The sequence below is a fragment of the Ruegeria sp. CH10 genome (assembly GCF_056537125.1).
In genome coordinates, this window is sequence record NZ_JBQFQY010000001.1 from 695,196 (window position 1) to 717,714 (window position 22,519).

Below are 22,519 nucleotides of genomic sequence, written 5' to 3' on the forward strand. Positions count from 1 at the left end.
GAAACGCTCTAGGCGTCCAGCAAGGCACGGGCGGCGGCGCGCGCCTCATCCGTGATGGTGTCGCCTGCCACCATGCGGGCGATCTCGTCAACCCGGTCAGGTTCGGCCAGCGGAATGACCGTCGACAGCGTCTGCCCGTCCGCCACCTGTTTCTGCACCCGCCAGTGATGCGCCGCGCGGGCCGCCACCTGTGGTGAGTGCGTCACGACCAGCACCTGCCCGCCCTGCGCCAACGCGGCCAGACGGCGCCCCACCGCATCCGCAGTGGCCCCGCCGACGCCCCGGTCGATCTCATCAAAAATCATGGTGCGGGCGCTGTCATCACCCGTCAGACAGACCTTGAGCGCCAGAAGAAACCGGCTGAGCTCACCACCCGAGGCGATCTTGTTCAACGGGCCGGATGGCGCGCCGGGGTTGGTTGCCACCGTAAAGGCCACCGCATCAATACCCTCGGGGCCCGGATCGGCGGCGGTGATTTCGGTCTGAAACACCGCGCGTTCCATTTTCAACGGTGCGAGTTCCGTCATCACGGCCGTATCCAACTGTCCTGCGGCGTGTTTGCGCGCTGTGCTCAGCTCGGTCGCAGCCTGACTGAATGCGGCCTCAGCAGCCTCGACCGCGGCGCGCTGATCCGCCATATCCGCATCGCCCGCATCCAGCCGGTTCAACCGGTCGCGCAAGGTATCGGCAAAAGCGCCCAAATCATCCGGGGCCACATCGTGCTTGCGGGCCAGTGCGCGGATCGCGAACAACCGTTCCTCGGCCGCCTCCAATTCCGCCGGGTTGAAATCCAGCGCCTGAAGGCAGGTATTCACGCCGTCCTGCGCCTCGCCCAATTCGATCAGGGCGCGACCCAGCGCGGCAATCGGCTCTTCCAACTGACCGCCCGCATTGTCTGACACACCTTCGAGCCAGCGCACGGCGTCGGACATCGCCCCTTCGGCCCCTTGCCCGCCCAGCAGATCGAACGCACGCGCCACATCGTCGCGTATACGCTCGGCCCCCTGCATCATCCGGCGGCGAGCGTCCAGATCGGCATCTTCGCCCGGTTGCGGGTCCAGCTTGTCCAGCTCGGCCACGGCGTGGCGCAGGAATTCCTCTTCGGCGCGCATCGCCGCCAGCGCGGCCTCGGTCTCGGCCAGCGCTTTGCGCAGGCGGGACATGTCGGTCCAGGCGGCGCGTACCGCTGCAAGATGATCCCCAACACCCGCGTATTCATCCAGCATGGCCCGGTGGCCGCGCGGGTTCAGCAGACCGCGATCATCATGCTGTCCGTGCAATTCGATCAACGTCTCGGACAAGGCCCGCAGCACCTCGCCCGAGCAACGACGATCGTTCACCCAGGCCGTTTTGCGCCCTTCGGCGGTGTTGACGCGGCGCAGGATCAACTCTGCCCCACCGGGCAGCCCAGCCTCGGCCAGCACCGCATGGGCGGGATGGTCCGGGGGCAGTTCAAACTCTGCCATGACCTCACCCTGAGCCGCACCCTGACGCACCAGTTCCGCGCGCCCGCGCCACCCGAGCACAAAGCCCAGTGAGTCCAGCAGGATCGACTTGCCTGCCCCGGTCTCACCGGTCAACGCGTTCAGACCCGGCTGGAAGGTTAGATCCAGCCGGTCAATGATCAGCATGTCGCGTATCTCAAGGGCGCGCAGCATCGGGTCTTAGCGTCCCAAGCCTGTAGCCATGGCGATTACAACCACTCACCTTTGATGGTCTGACGGTAAATCTGGCTCAGCCAGTTATTGCCACGGCTCTTAAGCTCCAACCCGCGCGAAGTCAGCAGCTTGTAGCCCGCATCATACCATTCCGAGGACTGGTAGTTGAAACCCAGAATCGCACCGGCCGATTGCGCCTCATCCACCAGACCCAGAGACAGATAAGCCTCGATCAGGCGATACAGCGCCTCAGCGGTGTGGGTGGTGGTCTGGAAATCCTCAACCACAACCCGGAACCGGTTGATTGCGGCGGTGTAGTGATCCTGACGCAGGTAATAGCGCCCGATCTCCATTTCTTTACCCGCCAGATGGTCAAAGGCCAGATCGAATTTCAGCACCGCCGATGTGGCGTATTCACTGTCGGGATAGACCTCGATCACGGTGCGCAGCGATTGCAGCGCCTGAAAGGTAAGGCCCTGATCGCGCCCGACCTCATCAATCTGGTCATAATAGCTGAGCGCAAGAAGATATTGCGCATAGGCGGCATCTTCGTCTGTCGGATAGAAATCGATATACCGCTGCGCCGCCGCGCGGCTTTCTTCATAGTTCTTGTCCGAGTGGAACGAAAACGCCTGCATGATCAACGCGCGCTTGGCCCAATCGGAATAGGGGTACAGACGTTCAACTTCCGAGAAGTACCACGCCGCGTCATCCGAGCGATTCTGCGACAGCTCATACTCACCGCGCGTGAAAATCTGTTCCGGCGTAAAGCCTTCCAGGTTCTGATTGCGGTCTGCGCCTTTGTCGCTGCACGCCGTCAAAACTGCTGCCAGAAGAATCGCGCCTGCGACTCTGACTGCCGCTTTGGTGCCAACCATTCCGCCTATCCTTGTCGTATTTCTTGTCGGGGTAAGCCCCAGATCGGACTTTGGTTTAGCATAAATAATTCCGGGGCAAAACGCCTTAGTACGTCCGCTGGCGGAATTGTCGACAGAGTTGAACTAATCAGGCGACTTCAGGGATTTCGTCGCGCACAAGCCCCTGCCCCGGCAAACGGGCTGCCTGTTCTGGCGTGCACAATACCGGGCGTACCGCGCCGGGTGTTTCAAACAGCTTACGCAGTAGCGTATTTGTCATCGCGTGGCCGGATTTGTCACCAGTGAAATACCCCAGAATCGGGCCACCGGCCAGGTACAGATCCCCAAGCGCATCCAGCATCTTGTGACGCACAGCCTCATCTGCGCGGCGGAACCCGCCGGGTGTCAGCACATCATCGCCCTGAACAACCACTGCATTGTCCAGCGTTCCGCCCAAAGCCAGACCATTCTCACGCATCGTTTCGACATCGGTGCGACGGCAGAAGGTGCGGCAATCGCTCAGCTCGCGCGCAAAGGAACCGTTACGCATATCCAGCGTCTTGGTTTGCGAACCGATGGCACCGTCTTCGAAATCGATGTGAAAATCGATGATCAATCCATCAGCAGGCGCAATCGACGCGCTGGCGCCCTCACGCGATGCGGTGACGGGTTTGAGAACCTCAAAAGCCAAAACCGGGCTGGCCTGGCGGCGCACGCCCTTAGCCACGATGCCGCGCACGAAATCAATCGAAGACCCATCCATGATCGGCACTTCGGGGCCGTCAATCTCAATCACTGCGTTATGCACACCGCAACCGGCCAATGCCGCCATGATGTGTTCGACGGTCGAGACCGATACATTCGCCTCATTCACCAACCGGGTGCAAAGCGGGGTCCGCTCGACCACGTCATAAATGGCCGGGATCAGCGCATTGCCCAAATCAATATCCGTCCGTTTGAACCAGATGCCGTGACCGGCGGCTGCCGGTTTCAGGACCATCGTCGCAGGTTTGCCGCTGTGCAGCCCAACGCCTGTAAACGTGATCGGAGATTTGAGCGTATGTTGCAAAATAAACCTCGGTGAGTGGTGTCCGACCGCAGGGGCCGTGTTGGACACTCAACTAAGCAAGGGCGGTTCAAGGCTCAACTCACTCTTTGCAACTGAATGAAACATGTTTGTAACAGATCGGCAAAACCCTGCTTACATACAGTTAAGCACCTTATTTTAAACGAAAAAGGGTCGCCCAGCGGCGACCCTTTCCAATGATATTGTTACTGTATTCAGTTCGCCTGACGACGCAGAAATGCGGGAATTTCGATCCGGTCCTGTTCGGGATCGGCCTCTTCCTGCGCAGGAGCCGTTGCGTCAGCCTGGCGCATCGGTGGCTGCTGGCGCACCGGCTGCGCCGGAGTATCCGTCGCGTGACCGGTCATCCGGTCGATCAGGCGATTGAACCCAAACCGGGGACGATCCTGCGCATCTGCCTGCGCGGTCGGGGCCGGTTGCGGGGCCTGTGGGCGCGGGGCCGCATAGCCGCGCTCGGATGCGGGCACATTCTGCACAGCAGCCTGAAGGCGCTGCAGGGCTTCGGGTGATGGCGTTCCGGCTGCGGCTTGCGGCTGGGGGGCCACAAAACTCTCGGGAGCAGGTTCAACCGGCTCGGGCGTCGGCTCAAACTCAGCCACGCGCGGTTGATATGCCGGAGGCGGCAGACCGTCATCATCCTGTTCTGCCCGCGGCTGAAACTGCGGTTGCGCGGGTTCATCCGTGGTTTCGAACAAGGACGGTTCACGCGCAGGCTCCGCTGAAGCAACAGGCGCCTCAACAGGCTCAGCCGCAGCGGGAGCTTCTTCGTGCAGCGCCTCTTCTGCGGAAACGGTGCGGGTCAGCGGGGCCGACATGGTGCGGCGCGCAACCGGCACGTCCTCGGATTTCTCGCTGGCGTCGATGCCCGTGGCAACAACCGAAACGCGCATGCCGCCTTCCATGGCGGTATCCAAGGTCGAGCCGACGATGATGTTGGCCTCGGGGTCCACCTCTTCGCGGATGCGGTTTGCCGCTTCGTCCAGCTCGAACAGGGTCAGGTCGTGCGACCCGGTGATGTTGATCAGAACGCCCTTGGCCCCTTTCAGGCTGATTTCGTCCAGCAGCGGGTTGGCAATCGCCTTCTCAGCCGCCTGAACCGCGCGATCCTCACCAGTCGCTTCACCGGTGCCCATCATCGCCTTGCCCATCTCGTCCATCACGGCGCGCACATCGGCAAAGTCGAGGTTGATCAGGCCCGGACGGACCATCAGATCGGTCACGCCTTTGACGCCCTGATACAGCACGTCATCGGCCATCGAGAACGCCTCGGTGAACGTGGTTTTTTCGTTCGCCAGACGGAAGAGATTCTGGTTGGGGATAATGATCAGCGTATCAACGACCTTTTGCAGTGCATCAACACCGTCTTCGGCCTGACGCATCCGCTTGGCGCCTTCGAACTGGAAGGGTTTGGTGACAACACCCACGGTCAGCACGCCCAGCTCACGCGCGGCCTGCGCGATGATCGGGGCAGCGCCCGTACCGGTGCCACCGCCCATACCGGCAGTAATAAAGCACATGTGCGCCCCTGCCAGATGATCGACGATCTGTTCGATGCTTTCTTCGGCTGCCGCGGCACCCACGGTCGGACGGGCCCCTGCCCCCAGACCTTCGGTGACCTTTACGCCCAGCTGAACCCGCGCCGAGGACTGGCTTTGCTGCAGCGCCTGCGCGTCAGTGTTGGCGACCACAAAATCGACGCCATCCAGCTGTTTCTCAATCATATTGTTGACAGCGTTGCCACCCGCACCACCAACGCCAAATACTGTAATCCGAGGCTTCAGTTCGTCGTGCCCGGGCATCGAAAGATTCAATGTCATGCTCTGTCCGCCTGTTTTATTGACCCGCCAAAGCGGTGTTTTTCTTACCTATCCACGGACAATCCTACCGAGCGAAACGGCAAAGGTCACGCCAAAAATCGCTAAATTCTACAAAATATGGAGGAAATAAGGCAGGCGATAGCGGTATTTCGCATTAAATGCCATATGTTGCGGAATGAACTCAATCCACCACAACAAAAGCGACATGCGCGCCGCAGCTACAGGCACGTCACTTTGCGATTCTTCAGGTTTTCAGGTGCGGAAAACTGCTCAGGGTCCTGCCGCAGGGCCTCTGACGGGCCTTGTGGATAGTTTGGGGGATAATTCCGTCGGCTGCAACCCATTTTCTTAGCCAATCGGGACACTTGGACAATTCAAACCGTCTTCGGTGATGCTGCGAATCTCCTGCACCTCAGCGCGGCTGAACGTCGCCAGCCGCACCATCAGGCGATCCTCGTGCAAAAAGGGCCACCAGCACACAGGCAGGCCATCCTCATCGTCATCATAGAGAAAGCAAATCTGACCATTTGGCGTGGTGATCTGCCCATAGACACAGCCCCGCCCCTCCATCCGCCAGACCGAGAGGGTGCGACTCAGAAACTCTTCGGTCCCGACCAGAAATCCGCTGGGATAGTCGTAGAACATCACGGTCTTGCCCATGACGGCGTCCAGAAAAGCCTCGGGCGTGATCCGGGTCTGCGCCTGCACGCCGGCCGGGATCAGGGCGATCACCGCAGCAGCAAGTGATCTACCAATTGTCACGGAACCAGCGCATCGCGCGCTTGAGCGGTCGGGCCGCATAGGTATCAACCGGAATCTCGAAATCCCACCATTCGTCCTGCGGATGCGCGGCAAACAGGCTGAGCCCCACCGCCGAGGAAAAGCCCGGTCCGGTCGCCGATTGCGGCAGGCCCTGGACACGCAGCGGGCGTCCCAGACGCACGCGCTGCCCCAGTATGCGGGTTGCAAGGCCGTCCAGCCCCATGATCTGGCTACCACCACCGGTCAGAACGATCTGTTGGCTGGGCATATGTTCAAACCCGGCCGCGTCCAGACGCACGCGAACCTCTTCCAGAATCTCTTCAACACGGGGACGCATGATGCCGATCAGTTCGGCCCGGCTGACGGTGCGGCGGTCATGTTCCCAATCGCCGGTATCGCCGCCGATGTCGATCAGGTCGCGATCATCGGCCCCGGTTGCGTGTACACCACCGTTAAAGGTCTTGATCCGCTCGGCCACAGCCGCCGGAACGCCCAGCCCCATCGAAATATCTGCCGTCACGTGATCACCGCCCATGCGCACGCAATCGGCGTAGATCATATGTTTCTTCATGAAGATCGACACGCTGGTCGTGCCGCCGCCCATATCGATACAGGCCGCGCCCAGCTCCTGCTCGTCCTCGACCAGAGCCGAGACACCGGACACGTAGGCCGAGTTCGCAATCCCCGCCAGTTCCAAATCACAACGTTTGATGCAGCGTACGATGTTTTGGATCGCCACCGCATCGACGGTCAGCATGTGCATATCCACGGCCAGGCTCTGCCCCATCTGACCACGCGGGTCGATCAGGCCTGATCGGTTGTCCAGCGCAAAGTTCACCGGTTGCGCGTGCAGCACCTCGCGCCCGACGCCGTAATCCGGCACGTCACAGGCGTTCAGAACGCGGCCCACTTCGGCTTCGGACACCACCTGCCCTTCCAGATCAACCTGCGCATCCAGACCATAGGATCGCGGATTCGCGCCCGAGAAACAGGCAATCACGTGATCGACCCGAATATCGGCCATCTTCTGCGCAGCTTGCAATGCGGTGCGGATCGCGCGCTCGGTTTCCTGCATGGCGGTGACTTCACCGAACTGCACCCCGCGTGACCGCGTGGTCGCAGCGCCGATCACACGGAACCCGGTTTGCCCCGCCAGCGAGCCGATGCTGTTATCCTCGCTCAGCCGTCCGGTGCCGTCGAACCGCAGCACAAGGCAGGCAATCTTGGAACTGCCCACGTCCAGAATGGCGACAACACCGCGTTGCATTGCCTGCCGGCGCATCTGCCGCATTGCCCGTTGGGACTGATAGAGATCGGTCATCATGGTTGTTACTGCCTGCTACTCACGTCTGTCTTTGTGTTCCACCAGTCTTCGCTGGCGGCTTTGGTCATTCTGATGGTCGGACGCTGGCCAAGGCGCATATCCACCACGGCCACGTCGCGTTCCAAAAGGTCCTGCACCTCGTTCACGGCCAGCACACGCTCTAACGCGCGCACGGGGCGTTCGGTCGGCAGCATGATGCGCTGACCGCGATCCAGCACCAGATCCCAGCGCCGCTCACCTATCCGCACAAGGCCGCGTACACGGGTGCCCAGGCTGCGGGCGGTTGCCATCAGCTGCAGCGCCTCACCTACATGCGCATCCGCGCCCTTGCCCGCGATCAACGGCAGGTTCGAGTGTTCCTTCCGCGAGGCGATGCGGGCCACAAACGCGCCCGTGTCATCCAACAGTGCGATCCCGCCTCGCGTCCGCCAGACGATGACCGGCTTACGCTCGACCACGTCCACCTGAAGGATGCCGCCGGGCCGCACGCGCACGGTCGCCGATTTGACCGGGTTCAACCCGGTGATCGTGTCGCGGATTTGTTCGACATCCATGTCCCAAGAGCTCATGGGGAAATCCAGCGGCACAAACGCACGGATATCTTCGGACAGATCAGGCCCCGCCCCGTCGATGGCCATCAGATTGACCATGAATTCCGGGCGTTGCTGGATCGAGGTCTTGATGTCGTTAACATAGGCCACAACGGCCTCACGCCGGTCTTCGGCGCTGAAATACAGACCCAACCCTGCGCAAATCGCGAAAATCGGCAGTCCCACTTTCAGCCCGCGCCGCACACCGCGCGTCAGCATCCAGCGCTGCAGGCGATAGCTCAGCCGGGACGGCGCCGGATCAAAGCCCTGAGACTTGCGTCCAAACAGCTTTCCGCCGCGCAGACGCAGCTTTGGCTCAACCGCATGCCGATCCCCCGACGCGAAATCCGCATCCGGGCCAGAAAGGGGCTTGGACCGGTGAATAACGGGGGCACGGGTGGCTCTTAGCGGTCGCATGAGGCGTCCTCCACCATCCACGCACAAAGCTGGCCGAATGTCATGCCGATATGCGCAGCCTGTTCCGGCACCAGAGAGGTCGGCGTCATACCGGGCTGCGTGTTGGTTTCCAGCAGGAACAACCCGTCCGCGCCCATGCTGTCATCCCAACGGTAATCCGTGCGCGACACGCCACGGCAGCCCAAGGCATTGTGGGCCTTCAGCGCGTAGCCCATGCAGCGGTCAAAGATGTCTTGCGGGATGTCGGCAGGCAGGACATGCCAGGACCCGCCCGGCTTGTACTTGGCGTCATAGTCATACCAGCCGCCATCGGTCATGATCTCGGTCACGGTCAAGGGGCGGTCGCCCATAACGGTCACGGTCAGCTCGCGGCCCGCCACGTATTTCTCGACCATCACATGGTCGGGCATATCCTCAGACAATTGCGGCGGCCCGTTCGAGCCTTCGTGGACGATATAGATCCCGACGCTAGAGCCTTCGTTATTGGGCTTGGCCACGTATGGGGGCTCCATCACGTGAACTTCGATCACCTCGATCTTGGGCACGATCACGCTGGGCACGACAGGCAGACCTTCGGCCTCGTACACCTCTTTGCTGCGTTGCTTGTCCATGGCCAATGCCGAGGCCAGAACGCCGGAATGCGTGTACGGAATCCGCATCCATTCCAGCAGGCCCTGCACACAGCCATCTTCGCCCCAGCGACCGTGCAAGGCGTTGAAAACCACATCCGGCTTGATGTCCAAAAGGCGCGCATAGAGGTCGGGACCTGCGTCCAGCTCAACCACTTCAAAGCCTTCTCCCACAAGGGCGGCCGCGCATTCGCGCCCAGAGCTGAGTGACACCTCGCGTTCCGCCGAGGGGCCGCCCATCAATACCGCCACTTTGGGGTTTGTCCTGCTCGACATACCCAACGTGCGCCTCAATGTCCCCGGACCTTATGTGGTGGTCCGTACTGCGTTTATGCCTTTGATCCGTCGCCTGAATTTGCCTGATTATGGTCTGACGGCTGGGGCTTTATTCTGTCAGCGGATCGCCGACCCGCATGATTTCCCACTCTAGCGTGATGCCGCTTGTTTCGTAAACCTTTTTTCGCACCTCTTCGCCCAGACCTTCAAGGTCAGCGGCGGTTGCGTCACCGGTATTGATCAGGAAATTTGAGTGTTTGGGGCTCATCTGCGCGCCGCCCTTGATGGCCCCGCGCATGCCCGCGTTGTCAATGACTTTCCACGCCTTGAGGTCATGCACATCATCCGCCTTGCCCGTGGATGAGAAGCCAGCCGGATTGCGAAATGTCGATCCAGCGCTGCGGTCCTTGGTCGGTTGCGTCTCATCGCGCTTTTGCAGCTGCGCGGCCATACGGGTGTGCAGGTCGTCCGGGTCGCCGCTGGGGCCTTGGAAGGTGGCAGACACCAGCACCGCCCCTTCGGGCAGGTCGGACTGGCGATAGCGAAAGTTCAGGTCTTGCGGTGCAAGCTCCAGAACTTCGCCCTGTCGGGTGACGATGGTGGCCTTGCGCAATACATCCGATGTGTAGCTGCCATAGCAGCCTGCATTCATCCGCACCGCCCCACCGACCGAGCCGGGGATGGTGCGCAAAAAGGTCAGGTCAACCCCCGCATCCGCCGCCTTGCGCGCCACATGCGCGTCCAGCGCGGCGGCCCCTGCGGTGACGGTGTTGCCATCGACCTCAATCCCGTTGAACCCGCGCCCCAGCCGGATCACCACGGCGCGCAGCCCCCCGTCGCGCACGATCAGGTTCGACCCGACGCCCATCGGAAAAACAGGAACGTTGTCCGGAAGGCCAAGCAGAAAATCCCTGAGGTCATCCAGATCAGCAGGCTGGAACAAATAGTCCGCCGGGCCGCCGACACGCAGCCATGTGAGGTCATTCAATGACCGATTTTCCGAGAGTTTGCCACGCGGTGTAGGAAGACTTGCCATGCCCGCTAAATCGCGGATTTGCCGGAACAACGCAAGCTGTATCCGCTACCGGGCAGACCCGGTGAACCGCCTAAGCCACCGACCCAGATAAATCACCGGCCAGCGCAGGACCGACATCCCCATTGCCAGAACCAGCAACCCGATCCAGGGGCCGTTTTGTAGCGTCACGTATCCCAGGATCGGAATACCCACTGCAATCAGGACATAGGCCCGCGTCCAGTGATTGTCTTTACTGGGGATCATCGCCAACACATTCGCCGCAATTCCCCACAGCGCGGCCAGAGCAATGGACAAGTTCATTCCTGCACCTCTCTGCCCGTCCAGCGGCGCCAGTAATAGCGGATCGGATTTCGGAACATCGACACAAAGCCCGCAAAAGCCAGCACCGAGACAAACCACCCGAAATCATATCCCAGCCAGACAATCCCCACAGGCGCACAGATCAGCAGCACGATGCCCGGCGGGAATTGCAGCCGCATCGGCAGCATCGCCACAATGGTCGCAGCCACAACCCACAAGGATGCGAAGACAACTGAATACACCTATTGTCCCTCCGAAGACGCCTGCTTTGTCAGACCGCGCTGACCGAGCCTTCGACGGCTTTTTTTGTCTGCAACCGCTCTGGCAGCCCGTTGGCCCAGGTGCTGATCGTACCGGCCCCAAGGCAGACCACCATGTCACCCGGGCGGGCCTGTTCGCGAACCAGACGCTCCAGATCGTTTTCATCCAGCAATGCCCGGGCGTGACGGTGGCCGTGGCGGATCAGGCCCTGCACCAGATCATCCCGGGATGCGCCCTCGATCGGGTCTTCACCGGCGGCAAAGATATCGGCGATGGCAACCACGTCGGCATCATTGAAGCAGGTGCAGAAATCGTCAAACAGGTTGGACAGGCGCGAATAGCGGTGCGGCTGGTGCACAGCGATGACACGCCCCTCGGTCGCCTGACGGGCGGCTTTCAGAACCGCCGAGATTTCAACCGGGTGATGGCCGTAATCGTCGATGATGGTGACGCCATTCACCTCTCCGACCTTGGTGAACCGCCGATTGACGCCACCGAAATTGGCCAGCGCATCGCGAATTTCCGCAGCTTTCATGCCCAAATGGCGGGCCACAGCCGCCGCAGACAAGGCGTTTGAGACGTTGTGATCCCCCGGCATCGGCAAAGTGCAGCCCTCGATCACCGTGTCTTCGTATTGCAGGTGGATGTCGAAATGCGCCACGCCGCCTTTGTAGGTCAGGTTCACCGCCCGCACATCGGCCTGGGCGTTGAACCCATAGGTGCGCACGCGGCGGTCGGTGATACGGCCCACCAGCGTCTGCACCTCGGCATGATCGGTGCAGCAGACGGCCAGCCCATAGAAAGGCAGGTTCGAGACGAACTCGTAAAAGCCGTCGCGCAGCTTATCGAAATCACCCCAATGCTCCATATGCTCGGGGTCGATATTGGTGACAATGGCGATGGTCGCGGGCAGGCGGTTGAACGAGCCATCGCTCTCATCCGCCTCGACGACCATCCATTCACCCTGCCCCATGCGGGCGTTCGAGCCGTAGGCGTGGATGATGCCGCCGTTGATGACGGTGGGGTCAAAATCCCCGGCCACCATCAGTTCGGCCATCATCGTGGTCGTGGTCGTTTTGCCATGGGTTCCGGCGATTGCGATATTGGATTTCAGTCGCATCAGCTCGGCCAGCATATCGGCGCGACGCACCACCGGCAGGCCCTGCGCACGGGCACCGTCGAGTTCGGGATTGCCCGGCTTGATTGCGGTCGACACCACGACAACGGCCGCGTTTTCAAGGTTCTCGGCGCTTTGGCCCACGAAAATCTCGGCCCCCAAACTGGCCAGACGATCGGTGATCTTGGACGCCTTGAGGTCCGACCCCTGTACCCGGTAGCCCAGGTTCAACAGAACCTCAGCAATGCCTGACATCCCAATTCCGCCGATGCCAACGAAATGGATCGGCCCTACGTCTTGCGGCAGTTTGGTTGCAGGATTCATGTGGTCTCCTTCTGCGCCAGCTCTTCGACGAGGTGAACCAGACGCTCGGTCGCGTCGGGGGCTCCGGTCGAAAGGGCGGCATGGGCCATCTTTTGCGCGGCTTCGGGGTTTGTCAGAACGGCGCTGATTTGCTGTGTCAGGGCGGCAACGTCAAGCAGGTTTTCGGGGATCATGATCGCCCCACCGGCCTGAACCAGACCGCGCGCGTTGGCGGTCTGATGGTCACCCGCGGCGGCGGCAAACGGGATCAGGATCGAGGGCCGCCCGATGACCGAGATATCAGCCACACTGGACGCGCCCGAGCGGCTGATCACCAGTTGCGCATCGGACATGCGCCGGGGCACGTCGTCGAAAAAGGGCAACACCTCGGCCCGGATGCCGTGATCGGCGTAAAAGGCTGTCACGCGCTCGCCATCCTCATCGCGGGCCTGATGGGACACGCGGATATGGTCACGCAGGTCTTCCGGCAGGGCCGCAAGCGCACCGGGCACCACATCGCTGAGGATTCGCGCGCCCTGCGATCCACCCATGACAAGGATCGACATCGGGTAGTCACCCGGCGGGATGTACCCAGCAGCGGCACGCTCCAACACGGCGGCACGAACCGGGTTGCCGGTGTGGATGCCTTTTGCGCCCTCGGGCAAATCGGTTGGCCAAACACCACAGGCGACCTGCGCGACACGCTTGGCAAACACTTGGTTCACCTTACCCAGAACGCCGTTCTGCTCATGGATCATGCGCGGGATTTTCAACAGGGTCGCCGCGCCCAGCGCCGGGATTGAGGGGTAGCCGCCAAAGCCCACCACCACGTCCGGGCGGTCGCGCATCATCTGCATTGCCATGCCGGTCACGCCGCCCACAATCTTTGGACCGACCAGCGCTTTGGCGGCCAAACCGCCACGTGCGAAGGTCGCCGAGGTCGCCTCGACAATCTCGGTCGAATGCGGAAAGCCGCCCGTATAGCGCGCACCGCGCGCATCGGTCGACAGGCGCACGCGCCAGCCTTTGTGCAGCATCGCCTCGGCCAGCGCCTGCGCCGGGAACATGTGACCCCCAGTGCCGCCTGCCGCAATCAGTAGGTAAGGTACGCTCATCAACCCCTTCCGCGCAGAATGTCACCCAGCTCGCCCTGCGGGCGGGTCCGGGTAAAGGCCAGCAACATGCCAACTGCAATACCGCCCGCAATCAAGGACGAACCACCGTAACTGACAAACGGCAGCGTCATGCCCTTGGCGGGCAGCAAGCGCACGGCAACGCCCATGTTGATCATCGCCTGCACGCCGAACATGCAGGCCAGACCGGTCCCGGCCAGCCGGATGAACATATCGCGTTCTTTCATCAGACGCAGAAGCGAACGCACGACAATCAGCGAATAAAGCGCGATGATGATCAGCACCAGGATCAGGCCATATTCCTCGGCCGCGACAGCGATGATGAAATCTGTATGGGCATCGGGCAGAGACCATTTCACCTGCCCCTCACCCACGCCAACACCGAACAGACCACCCTCGCGGATGGCATTTGTGGCATAGCCCAGCTGCGTGGTCGGATCGACTTCTTGGTTCAGGAACCCGTCAATGCGGCGGGCAAAGTGTTCCGAATTCGAATAGGCCAGCATTCCGCCCAGAACCACGGCCCCGGCCATGCCAACCAGCAACAGCATCGGCGCACCGGCCACGAAATACATCACACCCCAGCCGAACAGGATCAGACAGGCCTGACCGAAATCGGGCTGCAACACCAGCATCCCCACGATGGCCATACACAGCGCAAACGACCACAACCGCCCCGGAGGGCCGTTGATCTCTTGCGACGCAGCCAAGAGCCATGCAGCCACGACAATAAACCCGGGCTTCAGAAACTCGGACGGCTGCAGCGAGGCAAATCCCAGCGAATACCACCGCACCGCGCCTTTGCCGAAATCGGTGCCAAAGACCGGCAGGAAGGCCAGCGCCACAAAGGCCCCCAGAAACCCCAGCACCGCCAACCGCCGCACCAGAGTGGGCGACATCATCGAGGTCAACAGCATCGCAATAAGCGCCAATCCGCCGAAAATCGCCTGACGCTCGACATAGTGGAACGGATCAAACCCGTTGCGACCGGCCAGAGGCGGCGAAGAGGCCAGCCCCAGCAACAATCCGATGACAAACAGGATCAGCACGCAGGACATCGTCCAGCGGTCAATTGTCCGCCACCATTTCGGTAGAATCGGTTCCCCGCGCTGGTCCTGGACCGCGCCATACACCATCTCAGTCATGAGATACCGCCACTCTCTGCCTCGTTCACGCCCCGTTTTCGGGGTCTGATTGAGACTCTACAGCGATTTTGGCGTTTGGGCTAGGGGAATGAGAACCAAATGGGTGAATTCGACGCCCGGGAAGATGCCATATGCCGCGAAGCTTGAATGAAGTTGCTATCAAGGGTATGGGAAACCATCGCAGTTAGCAGCCAGCAACTTGGCTCATCCAAAATGCCAAGCAAAAGCTCCGACGATATCATCTCTAAACTCGAGAACTTACGACAGCATATTGTCAGCGAACTTGGTATCGGTGGGCACATTAATGCACAGGCCATACTGGATGTCTTGGCACCGCTTGATAGTCACAAGTTCGCACAGGCCGTTTTCGCATCAGAGCAGATCGTTTACGACTTTGATGTTTGTTATTGGAACAATGCCGACTTACTGCCGATTGTCATGTCCAAAAGAGACTTTTCCAACGAGCAACTTTTTGGAGTTATTGAAAGCTTGTTTGATCGCGAATTCGGTGTCGGCACGGCTTTCTGATGTTTCCCGGTGACCACGTCCCCTTGCCATCCTCGCCATTTCACGCCATGCGCATTTGATGACCTATGACACGATCATCCTTGGGGCCGGTGCCGCTGGCATGATGTGCGCCGCCCATTGCGGCGGGCGCGTTTTGGTGATCGATCACGCGAAAACTCCGGGTGAGAAAATCCGCATCTCGGGCGGCGGACGCTGCAATTTCACCAATATGTATGCGGGCCCGGGCAATTTCCTGTCGCAGAACCCGCATTTCTGCAAATCCGCACTGGCGCGTTACACGCAATGGGATTTCATCGATCTGGTCGGTCGGCACGGTATCGCGTGGCATGAGAAGACGTTGGGGCAGCTCTTTTGCGACGGGTCCTCGAAACAGATCATCCAGATGCTGCTGGACGAGATGGCGCACAACGGGGCTGAGTTGTGGCTGCAGACCAGCCTGCGCGATCTGCGCAAGACCGAGGGCGGCTTTGCGCTGGACCTCGAACGCGAGGGGCAGCGCCTCAGCTTGACCTGCCACAATCTGGTTCTGGCCACCGGCGGCAAATCCATCCCCAAGATGGGTGCAACCGGGTTGGCCTATGATATTGCGCAACAATTCGGGTTGCGCCTAACAGACACGCGTGCGGCGCTTGTACCGTTCACCTTCTCAGACGGAAGGTTCAAGGACCTCTCGGGCGTGTCCCTACCCGCGCGGCTGTCAAATACGCGCACCAGCTTTGATGAAGCGCTTCTGTTCACCCATCGCGGTCTCAGCGGGCCGTCGGTTCTGCAACTGTCATCTTATTGGCGTGAGGGCGAGGTGATTGGTGTCAATCTGATACCTGACCTGCCCCTGTTCGATCTGCTGCGCGCCCAACGCCAAAGCGGCGGGCGCAAGGCCCTGACCACCGAACTGGCACGCCATCTGCCCGCGCGTCTGGTGGATTACCTCAAACACCACATACCGATGGGCGGTAACCTCGCCGACCAATCCGATGCGGCCCTGACCGATCTGGTGACGGCCCTTTCGAACTGGCAGCTGACCCCGTCAGGCACCGAAGGCTATCGCACAGCCGAGGTCACGCTGGGCGGAATCGACACCGATGATCTGTCGTCGAAAACGATGGAGGCCAGGGATGTCCCCGGCCTCTATGCAATTGGCGAAGCGGTGGATGTCACCGGCTGGCTGGGCGGCTACAATTTCCAGTGGGCATGGTCCTCGGGCCATGCCGCCGGAACCGCCATCGCGGCGCGTTAACCGACGCTTGCATGTGCGCGGCGTTAGCCGACGACGTTGTAGCCGCGTCCACGCATACAGTTGCGAACGATGACTTCTTTGTTCTGGTTCTTGTTGATCACATCCGCCCCGGCACCGACCAATGCACCGGCAACGGCGGCACGACCCAGATTATCACTGCTGTCCTGAACGATACCGGTTACGGCAGCCGCACCTGCCGCGCCGATGGCGGCATTGCCTGCAGTTGTTCCGTCGACGCTGGCTTGTGACGCGGCCAGTTGCTGACACTGCTGCAGGTCAACATTGTAATTCGGCCCAATCGGGCCATCCACAATCGGCTGATAATTCGCACCGGTATTGGTGCACGCCCCGGCGACCAGAATTGCAGGAAGGATCAAAGAGAACTTACGGAAAGACATCGTCATAACCTCGTGTTGAATTTGCCCGGAACCAATCGTAATTGTCTTGGTGCGTCAAGCTGATAGCTCTGCAGCTTGGCGCAACCGGCGGTTCATTGCAAATATCTAGTTATGAAGGCGTTGCCGAACCTGATTGGTGAAGTCGTCTCCGCGCTGCTCAAAATTGTCATATTGGTCAAAGCTGGCGGCGGCTGGCGCCAGCAGCACTGTCTCACCCGGCCCGGCATCGGCCATGGCTTGGGCCACGGCTTCGTCCATGGTGGTGCAGACCTGAGCGTCCGCCTCAAGCTGAAGCGCGAACTTCGCTGCTTCGCGCCCGATCACATAGGCTTTCACAACCTGATCCGCTGCGCCGTTCAGCGGGGCCAGACCGCCCTCTTTCTCAAGCCCCCCGCAAATCCAACGGATCTTTTTGAACGCCATAAGGGCCTTGAGCGCACTATCCACATTGGTGGCCTTCGAGTCGTTCACATAGGTCACACCATCCGCTTCGGCGATGATCTGGCTGCGATGAGGCAGGCCGGGATAGCTGTGCAACGCATCCTCAATCACACGCGGTGCCATGCCAAGGGCACGGCAGGCAGCATAAGCAGCACAGGCGTTCTGATGATTGTGCACCCCGGGCAGCCCCTTGATCTGCCGCAGGTCAATCGATCCGGCCTGCCGCCCCTTGCGGTATTCCGACAAGTACCCCTTGCGCGCAAAGACCTGCCACCCCGGACCCGTCAGTTTTCGCGCCACCGAGACGCGGATCACCCGATCGTCTGTCGGCCCCTCGGCCAGTTGCCCGGCCAGAAACGCGCCTTCGTTTTCATCAACGCCGATCACCGCGCGATCCGGCCCGCCTTCGGCAAACAACCGGCGTTTGGCGGCAAAATACCCCCCCATTCCGCCGTGCCGATCCAGATGGTCTGGCGAAAGGTTGGTAAAGACCGCAACATCTGGCGTCAGCGCGCGCGCCAGTTCCGTCTGATAACTGCTCAGTTCCAACACCACGACCGAACCATCCCCACCCGGATCAATATCCAGCACCCCGCGCCCGATATTGCCCGCCAGCTGAGCATCCCGGCCCGCCTCGGTCAGAATGTGATGGATCAGGGCCGCCGTGGTCGATTTCCCATTCGAGCCAGTCACCGCAATCACCCGCGGCGGGGTGTCATATTCGCTCCATTCCGGCCCGGCGAACGACCGGAAGAACAAACCGATGTCATTGTCCATCGGAACGCCTGCCTCCAACGCGGCAGCAACCACCGGGTTTGGCTCAGGGTACAGATGTGGAATACCGGGCGAGACAACCAACGTGGCGACCCCTTCAAACGCGCCGTGGCGGCGCAGGTCAGCACAGGTGAACCCTTCGGCTTCGGCCTTTTCCCGCGCTGCGGGATTGTCATCCCAGCAAACCGGCTCGGCCTTGCCTGCCCGCAATGCGCGCGCTGTGGCCAACCCCGACCGGCCCAGCCCCAGAACCGCAACCTTCTGCCCTGAAAACCCTTTGACCGGGATCATGCCACCAACCTTTTCTTGACGTTCAATTGGCCGCCACACTGCGCAGAAGACCCCCGCAATGGCAAGCGCAACTCAGGCTCGCGCATCAGCGCGAGCCGGGCCCAACAGGTGACAGGCGGGCCGCAGGCCCGACGAACCTGGCGGGGGGGCTACCGGACTTTCAAAGTTGCCAGACCGATCATCGCCAGAATCAGCGAAATGATCCAGAACCGGATGACAATCGTCGGCTCAGCCCAGCCCTTTTTCTCATAGTGATGATGGATCGGTGCCATCAGGAACACGCGCCGTCCGGTGCGTTTGAAATACAGCACCTGGATGATCACGCTCAGCGCTTCGACCACGAACAGGCCGCCAACCACGGCCAGAACCAACTCGTGTTTCGTCGCTACCGCAATCGCTCCCAAAGCTCCGCCCAAAGCCAATGATCCGGTATCGCCCATGAACACCGCCGCCGGGGGCGCGTTATACCAAAGAAAGCCCAGACCGCCCCCGAACAGGGCTGCCGTGAAGATCAAAATCTCACCGGTTCCCGGCACGTAGTGCACGTCCAGATATTCGGTAAAATCGACCCGCCCCACCGCATAGGCAATCACACCCAGGGTCGACGCCGCAATCATCGCAGGCATAATCGCCAACCCGTCCAAACCATCGGTCAGGTTCACCGCATTTGCGGCCCCCACGATCACGACAATCGCAAACGGAATGTAGAACACGCCCAGATTGACCAGTGTGTCTTTGAACACCGGCACCGCCAACTGGTTCTGCAATGCCTCCGGGTGATGCAATGTGGCCCAAAGCGAGGCCAGCACCGCAATAATCACCCCCAGCGCCAGACGCATCTTGCCCGACACACCTTTGGTGTTCTGCTTGGACACTTTGGCATAATCATCCGCAAAACCAATCGCCGCATAGGCCAGCGTCACAAACAACACCATCCAGATATACGGGTTGTCCCACCGTGCCCACACCAGTGTCGAGGTCACCAGCGCGCCCACGATCAGCAAACCGCCCATTGTTGGTGTTCCGGCTTTCGAGAAATGCCCCTCGGGCCCGTCGTCGCGGATCGGCTGACCTTTGCCCTGCTTGCGACGCAGCACGTTGATCAGCGGTTTGCCAAAGAGGAACCCAAAGATCAGCGCCGTCAAAAAGGCCCCGCCCGCACGGAAGGTGATATAGCGGAAGAGGTTGAAAAAATCCCCTCCATCCGACAGGGCGGTCAACCAATAAAGCATGTCAAAACCTTTCTCACGCGGCGATCATGGGTCAAGCGCGGTCCCTTGCCCCATTTTCCGCAAACCGTCAACAATCCGGGCCAATGCCATACTCAGCGAGCCCTTGGCCAGCACCGTGTCACCTGCGCGGATCACATCCGGCAAATGCTCAGCCATTTCCGCACTGGTCTCGAACCAAAGCCCGCGCTTCTCGGCAGGCAACGCCTGATGCAGCGCCTGCATCAGCGGTCCGATACAATGCACCTGATCCACCTTTGCCATCGCAGCGACGTCACCCATCGCAGCATGCATGGCAACTTCCTGCGCACCCAGTTCCTTCATATCGCCCAGAAACGCAATCCGCCGTTCCCCTTGAGAGGCCGCCAGAACATCCAGCGCGGCCTCCATCGAGGTCGGGTTGGCGTTGTAGCTGTCATCCAGCACTTCGATCTGCCCACCTGACGCCAGCGGCAAAACCTCGCGCACGCCGCGCCCTTTGACCGGGGACCACTGGCGCAACCCTGCGATGGCATCCTCCAGATCAACCCCCACCTCGACGCACGCGGCCAGAGCACCCAGCGCGTTCATCGCAAAATGCGTCCCTGCGGAGTTCACATCAAAGGTGATCCGGGCCTCTCCGACCTCGGCCCCTGCATGTACCGAATTGCCGGCCTGAGTGGCCTCGGTCAGCGTGTAGTCCGCCGCCTCACGACCGAAATCCACGATCCCCGCACCGTGATCCTGCGCGGTTTGACGCAGAATTTCGGCGTGGTCGATATCCGCATTCACGATGGCCGCGCCGCCGGGTTCGAGCCCTTCGAATATCGCGGCCTTTTCATGGGCAATGCCCGCAACCGACTCAAACGCCTCAAGATGCACGGCTGCAACCGTCGTCACCAGCGCCACATGCGGGCGGGCCTGACGCGCCAGCGGAGCGATTTCACCCGGGTGATTCATACCGATCTCAATCACTGCGAATTCGGTGTCGCGCGGCATCCGCGCCAGCGTCAGAGGCACACCCCAATGGTTGTTGTAGCTGGCGACGCTGGCATGGGTTTTACCTTGCGTTTCCAAAATATTAGCCAGCATTTCTTTAGTCGAGGTTTTGCCAACACTCCCCGTCACACCAACCACGCGCGCCTCAGTTCGCGCGCGCCCTGCCCGGCCCAAAGCCTCCAACCCGGTTTGCACGTCGTCGACAATCAGCAAGGGCGCATCTTCGGAAACGCCTTCGGGCACACGTGACACAAAAGCCGCGCCTGCGCCCTTTTCCAAAGCCTGCGCCACAAAGTCATGCCCATCCCGCGTAGCCTTGAGGGCCACAAACAAATCACCGGGCTGCAAGGTTCTTGTGTCGATCGACACACCATTCACCACCCAGTCAGAAGTGGCCCGGCCTCCGGTCGCCTCGGCGGCCTCAGCCGCAGTCCAGAGGGTCATGCCACCCTCCCGTCCAGCGCGGCCACGCTGATGCTCGCCTGTTCAACATCATCGAATGGCAAAACCTGATCACCGACGATCTGGCCTGTCTCGTGCCCTTTGCCCGCAATCAGCAATGCATCGCCCGGTTGCAGGGCGTCGATACCGCGCAGGATCGCCTCAGCCCGGTCGCCTACCTCGGTCGCCTCGGGCGCGCCCAGCAAGACGGCGGCGCGGATGGTCGCTGGGTCTTCGCTACGCGGGTTATCGTCGGTTATGAACACAAGGTCCGCGTGATCCGCAGCAGCCTTTCCCATCAACGGGCGCTTGGTTGCGTCCCGGTCACCACCGGCACCAACAATGGCAATCAAACGGCCCATCACATGCGGTCGCAGCGCCTTGAGCGCGGTGGCCACCGCATCCGGCGTATGCGCATAATCGACAAACACCGCCGCGCCGTTTTCACGCGTGGCGGCCAGTTGCATCCGCCCCCGGACGGTTGTCAGATGCGGCAGGGTCTCAAACACACGCTCAGGCTCGGCCCCTGCTGCGATAACCAGTCCACAGGCCAGCAGGATGTTTTCGGCCTGGAACCCGCCAATCAGGTTCAGACGGGTCTGGAACACTTTGCCCCGCCACGAAAAGCGCAAATCCTGCCCGGTTGCATCAAAGCGCTGGTTGATCAGGCACAGGTCGGCATCACCCAACCCCACGGTCAACACCGATTGCCCCCGCGCCTTGGCGATCTTGCGGACCTGCGCACCCTTCGGGTCGCTCATGTTAATCACAACGGTGCCGTCCTGCGGCAGAACACGGTCGAACAGCCCGGCCTTGGCGGCGAAATACGCCTCGAAGGTTTCGTGATAGTCCAGATGGTCCTGTGTGAAGTTCGAAAACCCGGCGGCAGTCAGATGCACGCCGTCCAGACGGCGTTGGTCCAGCCCGTGCGAGGACGCCTCCATCGCCGCGTGGGTCACGCCATTCTCGGCCGCCTCTGCAAGACAGCGGTGCAGGGTGATTGGTTCGGGCGTGGTATGCGCCAGAGGGGCGGTCCACGCCCCCTCAACCCCGGTGGTGCCGAGGTTTACAGCAGCCAGCCCCAGTTCGATCCAGATTTGGCGCACAAAGGTTGAGACGGATGTTTTCCCGTTGGTCCCGGTGACAGCCACGATGGTCTGCGGCTGCGCGCCGAACCAGAGCGCGGCACATCCGGCCAAAGCCTGACGGGGGTCCTCGGCGACGACCAAAGCGGCGTTGGATGCGGCCAGTTCGCTGGCCGCGATCTGGGCCCCTTCGGCATCGGTCAGGATTGCCGCCGCCCCCATGCGCAGGGCGTATTGGATGAACTCACCACCATGGACCCGTGTACCGGGAAGCGCGGCGAACAGGTAGCCATCCTTGACCTCGCGGCTGTCCACCGCCAGCCCGGTGATGTCAGGATTTGCCCCCCCGCGTGCGGTCAGGGCCAATTGGCTGAGTGTTTTTGTCCTTGTGCCCATGCCCCACCT

21 protein-coding genes are annotated in these 22,519 nt (G+C 61.1%); 2 read left to right on the forward strand and 19 right to left on the reverse strand.

What is annotated here, in order from left to right:
- Window positions 1-8: 8 nt before the first annotated feature.
- The 14 genes from recN to ftsW form a co-directional block, all read right to left on the reverse strand.
- A complete protein-coding gene (recN, locus tag ACRZ94_RS03455) occupies window positions 9-1,658 on the reverse strand; it encodes a DNA repair protein RecN (protein ID WP_480650319.1) in 1,650 nt (549 codons plus the stop codon).
- A gap of 35 nt (window positions 1,659-1,693) precedes the next feature.
- Window positions 1,694-2,536: an outer membrane protein assembly factor BamD gene (locus tag ACRZ94_RS03460; RefSeq protein WP_480650318.1), complete on the reverse strand. Its 843-nt coding sequence runs from the start codon at window positions 2,534-2,536 to the stop codon at window positions 1,694-1,696.
- A gap of 127 nt (window positions 2,537-2,663) precedes the next feature.
- Window positions 2,664-3,584 (reverse strand): UDP-3-O-acyl-N-acetylglucosamine deacetylase, encoded by a 921-nt coding sequence (gene lpxC / locus ACRZ94_RS03465; RefSeq protein ID WP_480796674.1) that lies wholly within the window; start codon window positions 3,582-3,584, stop codon window positions 2,664-2,666.
- A gap of 212 nt (window positions 3,585-3,796) precedes the next feature.
- Window positions 3,797-5,419: a cell division protein FtsZ gene (gene ftsZ / locus ACRZ94_RS03470; RefSeq protein WP_480796675.1), complete on the reverse strand. Its 1,623-nt coding sequence runs from the start codon at window positions 5,417-5,419 to the stop codon at window positions 3,797-3,799.
- Between the two features lie 348 nt (window positions 5,420-5,767).
- Window positions 5,768-6,181 (reverse strand): hypothetical protein, encoded by a 414-nt coding sequence (locus tag ACRZ94_RS03475; protein ID WP_480796676.1) that lies wholly within the window; start codon window positions 6,179-6,181, stop codon window positions 5,768-5,770.
- The gene (gene ftsA, locus ACRZ94_RS03480) at window positions 6,168-7,502 is read right to left on the reverse strand and encodes a cell division protein FtsA (RefSeq protein WP_480796916.1); all 1,335 of its coding nucleotides are present in this window, start codon (window positions 7,500-7,502) and stop codon (window positions 6,168-6,170) included. Before ftsA ends, ACRZ94_RS03475 begins: the two co-directional genes overlap by 14 nt.
- A gap of 8 nt (window positions 7,503-7,510) precedes the next feature.
- Window positions 7,511-8,512, reverse strand: coding sequence for a cell division protein FtsQ/DivIB (locus ACRZ94_RS03485; RefSeq protein ID WP_480650313.1), 1,002 nt, complete (start codon window positions 8,510-8,512; stop codon window positions 7,511-7,513).
- The gene (locus ACRZ94_RS03490; protein WP_480650312.1) at window positions 8,500-9,417 is read right to left on the reverse strand and encodes a D-alanine--D-alanine ligase; all 918 of its coding nucleotides are present in this window, start codon (window positions 9,415-9,417) and stop codon (window positions 8,500-8,502) included. Before ACRZ94_RS03490 ends, ACRZ94_RS03485 begins: the two co-directional genes overlap by 13 nt.
- A gap of 109 nt (window positions 9,418-9,526) precedes the next feature.
- Complete coding sequence (gene murB, locus ACRZ94_RS03495) at window positions 9,527-10,453, reverse strand: UDP-N-acetylmuramate dehydrogenase (protein ID WP_480650311.1); 927 nt, start codon at window positions 10,451-10,453, stop codon at window positions 9,527-9,529.
- 45 nt (window positions 10,454-10,498) lie between these two features.
- A complete protein-coding gene (locus ACRZ94_RS03500) occupies window positions 10,499-10,753 on the reverse strand; it encodes a DUF2484 family protein (protein ID WP_480650310.1) in 255 nt (84 codons plus the stop codon).
- Window positions 10,750-10,995 (reverse strand): DUF2484 family protein, encoded by a 246-nt coding sequence (locus ACRZ94_RS03505; protein ID WP_480796677.1) that lies wholly within the window; start codon window positions 10,993-10,995, stop codon window positions 10,750-10,752. The genes ACRZ94_RS03500 and ACRZ94_RS03505 overlap by 4 nt, the downstream gene beginning before the upstream one ends.
- 29 nt (window positions 10,996-11,024) lie before the next feature.
- Entirely contained in the window at window positions 11,025-12,455 is a 1,431-nt protein-coding gene (gene murC / locus ACRZ94_RS03510; RefSeq protein ID WP_480650308.1) for a UDP-N-acetylmuramate--L-alanine ligase, read from the reverse strand.
- The gene (locus ACRZ94_RS03515; RefSeq protein ID WP_480650307.1) at window positions 12,452-13,549 is read right to left on the reverse strand and encodes a UDP-N-acetylglucosamine--N-acetylmuramyl-(pentapeptide) pyrophosphoryl-undecaprenol N-acetylglucosamine transferase; all 1,098 of its coding nucleotides are present in this window, start codon (window positions 13,547-13,549) and stop codon (window positions 12,452-12,454) included. Before ACRZ94_RS03515 ends, murC begins: the two co-directional genes overlap by 4 nt.
- Window positions 13,549-14,712, reverse strand: a complete 1,164-nt coding sequence (gene ftsW / locus ACRZ94_RS03520; protein ID WP_480650306.1) for a putative lipid II flippase FtsW — start codon at window positions 14,710-14,712, stop codon at window positions 13,549-13,551. Before ftsW ends, ACRZ94_RS03515 begins: the two co-directional genes overlap by 1 nt.
- A gap of 147 nt (window positions 14,713-14,859) precedes the next feature.
- Here ftsW and ACRZ94_RS03525 point away from each other — a divergent pair, with 147 nt between their 5' ends.
- Both ACRZ94_RS03525 and ACRZ94_RS03530 read left to right on the forward strand, forming a co-directional pair.
- On the forward strand, window positions 14,860-15,240 hold the full coding sequence (locus tag ACRZ94_RS03525; protein ID WP_480796678.1) for a hypothetical protein: 381 nt from the start codon (window positions 14,860-14,862) through the stop codon (window positions 15,238-15,240).
- Between the two features lie 58 nt (window positions 15,241-15,298).
- On the forward strand, window positions 15,299-16,477 hold the full coding sequence (locus ACRZ94_RS03530) for a BaiN/RdsA family NAD(P)/FAD-dependent oxidoreductase (RefSeq protein WP_480796679.1): 1,179 nt from the start codon (window positions 15,299-15,301) through the stop codon (window positions 16,475-16,477).
- A 23-nt stretch (window positions 16,478-16,500) separates the two neighbouring features.
- On the opposite strand, the gene ACRZ94_RS03535 is transcribed toward ACRZ94_RS03530, so the two are convergent.
- From ACRZ94_RS03535 to ACRZ94_RS03555, 5 genes are all read right to left on the reverse strand, one after another.
- Window positions 16,501-16,875, reverse strand: a complete 375-nt coding sequence (locus ACRZ94_RS03535) for a glycine zipper family protein (protein WP_480796680.1) — start codon at window positions 16,873-16,875, stop codon at window positions 16,501-16,503.
- Between the two features lie 105 nt (window positions 16,876-16,980).
- Complete coding sequence (gene murD / locus ACRZ94_RS03540) at window positions 16,981-18,381, reverse strand: UDP-N-acetylmuramoyl-L-alanine--D-glutamate ligase (protein WP_480650303.1); 1,401 nt, start codon at window positions 18,379-18,381, stop codon at window positions 16,981-16,983.
- A gap of 149 nt (window positions 18,382-18,530) precedes the next feature.
- Window positions 18,531-19,613, reverse strand: a complete 1,083-nt coding sequence (gene mraY / locus ACRZ94_RS03545; RefSeq protein WP_480650302.1) for a phospho-N-acetylmuramoyl-pentapeptide-transferase — start codon at window positions 19,611-19,613, stop codon at window positions 18,531-18,533.
- 24 nt (window positions 19,614-19,637) lie between these two features.
- Window positions 19,638-21,032 carry a UDP-N-acetylmuramoyl-tripeptide--D-alanyl-D-alanine ligase gene (locus ACRZ94_RS03550; RefSeq protein WP_480650301.1) on the reverse strand — a complete coding sequence of 465 codons (1,395 nt, stop codon included), beginning with the start codon at window positions 21,030-21,032 and terminating at the stop codon, window positions 19,638-19,640.
- Complete coding sequence (locus tag ACRZ94_RS03555; RefSeq protein ID WP_480796681.1) at window positions 21,029-22,510, reverse strand: UDP-N-acetylmuramoyl-L-alanyl-D-glutamate--2,6-diaminopimelate ligase; 1,482 nt, start codon at window positions 22,508-22,510, stop codon at window positions 21,029-21,031. The genes ACRZ94_RS03550 and ACRZ94_RS03555 overlap by 4 nt, the downstream gene beginning before the upstream one ends.
- Between the last annotated feature and the right edge of the window lie 9 nt (window positions 22,511-22,519).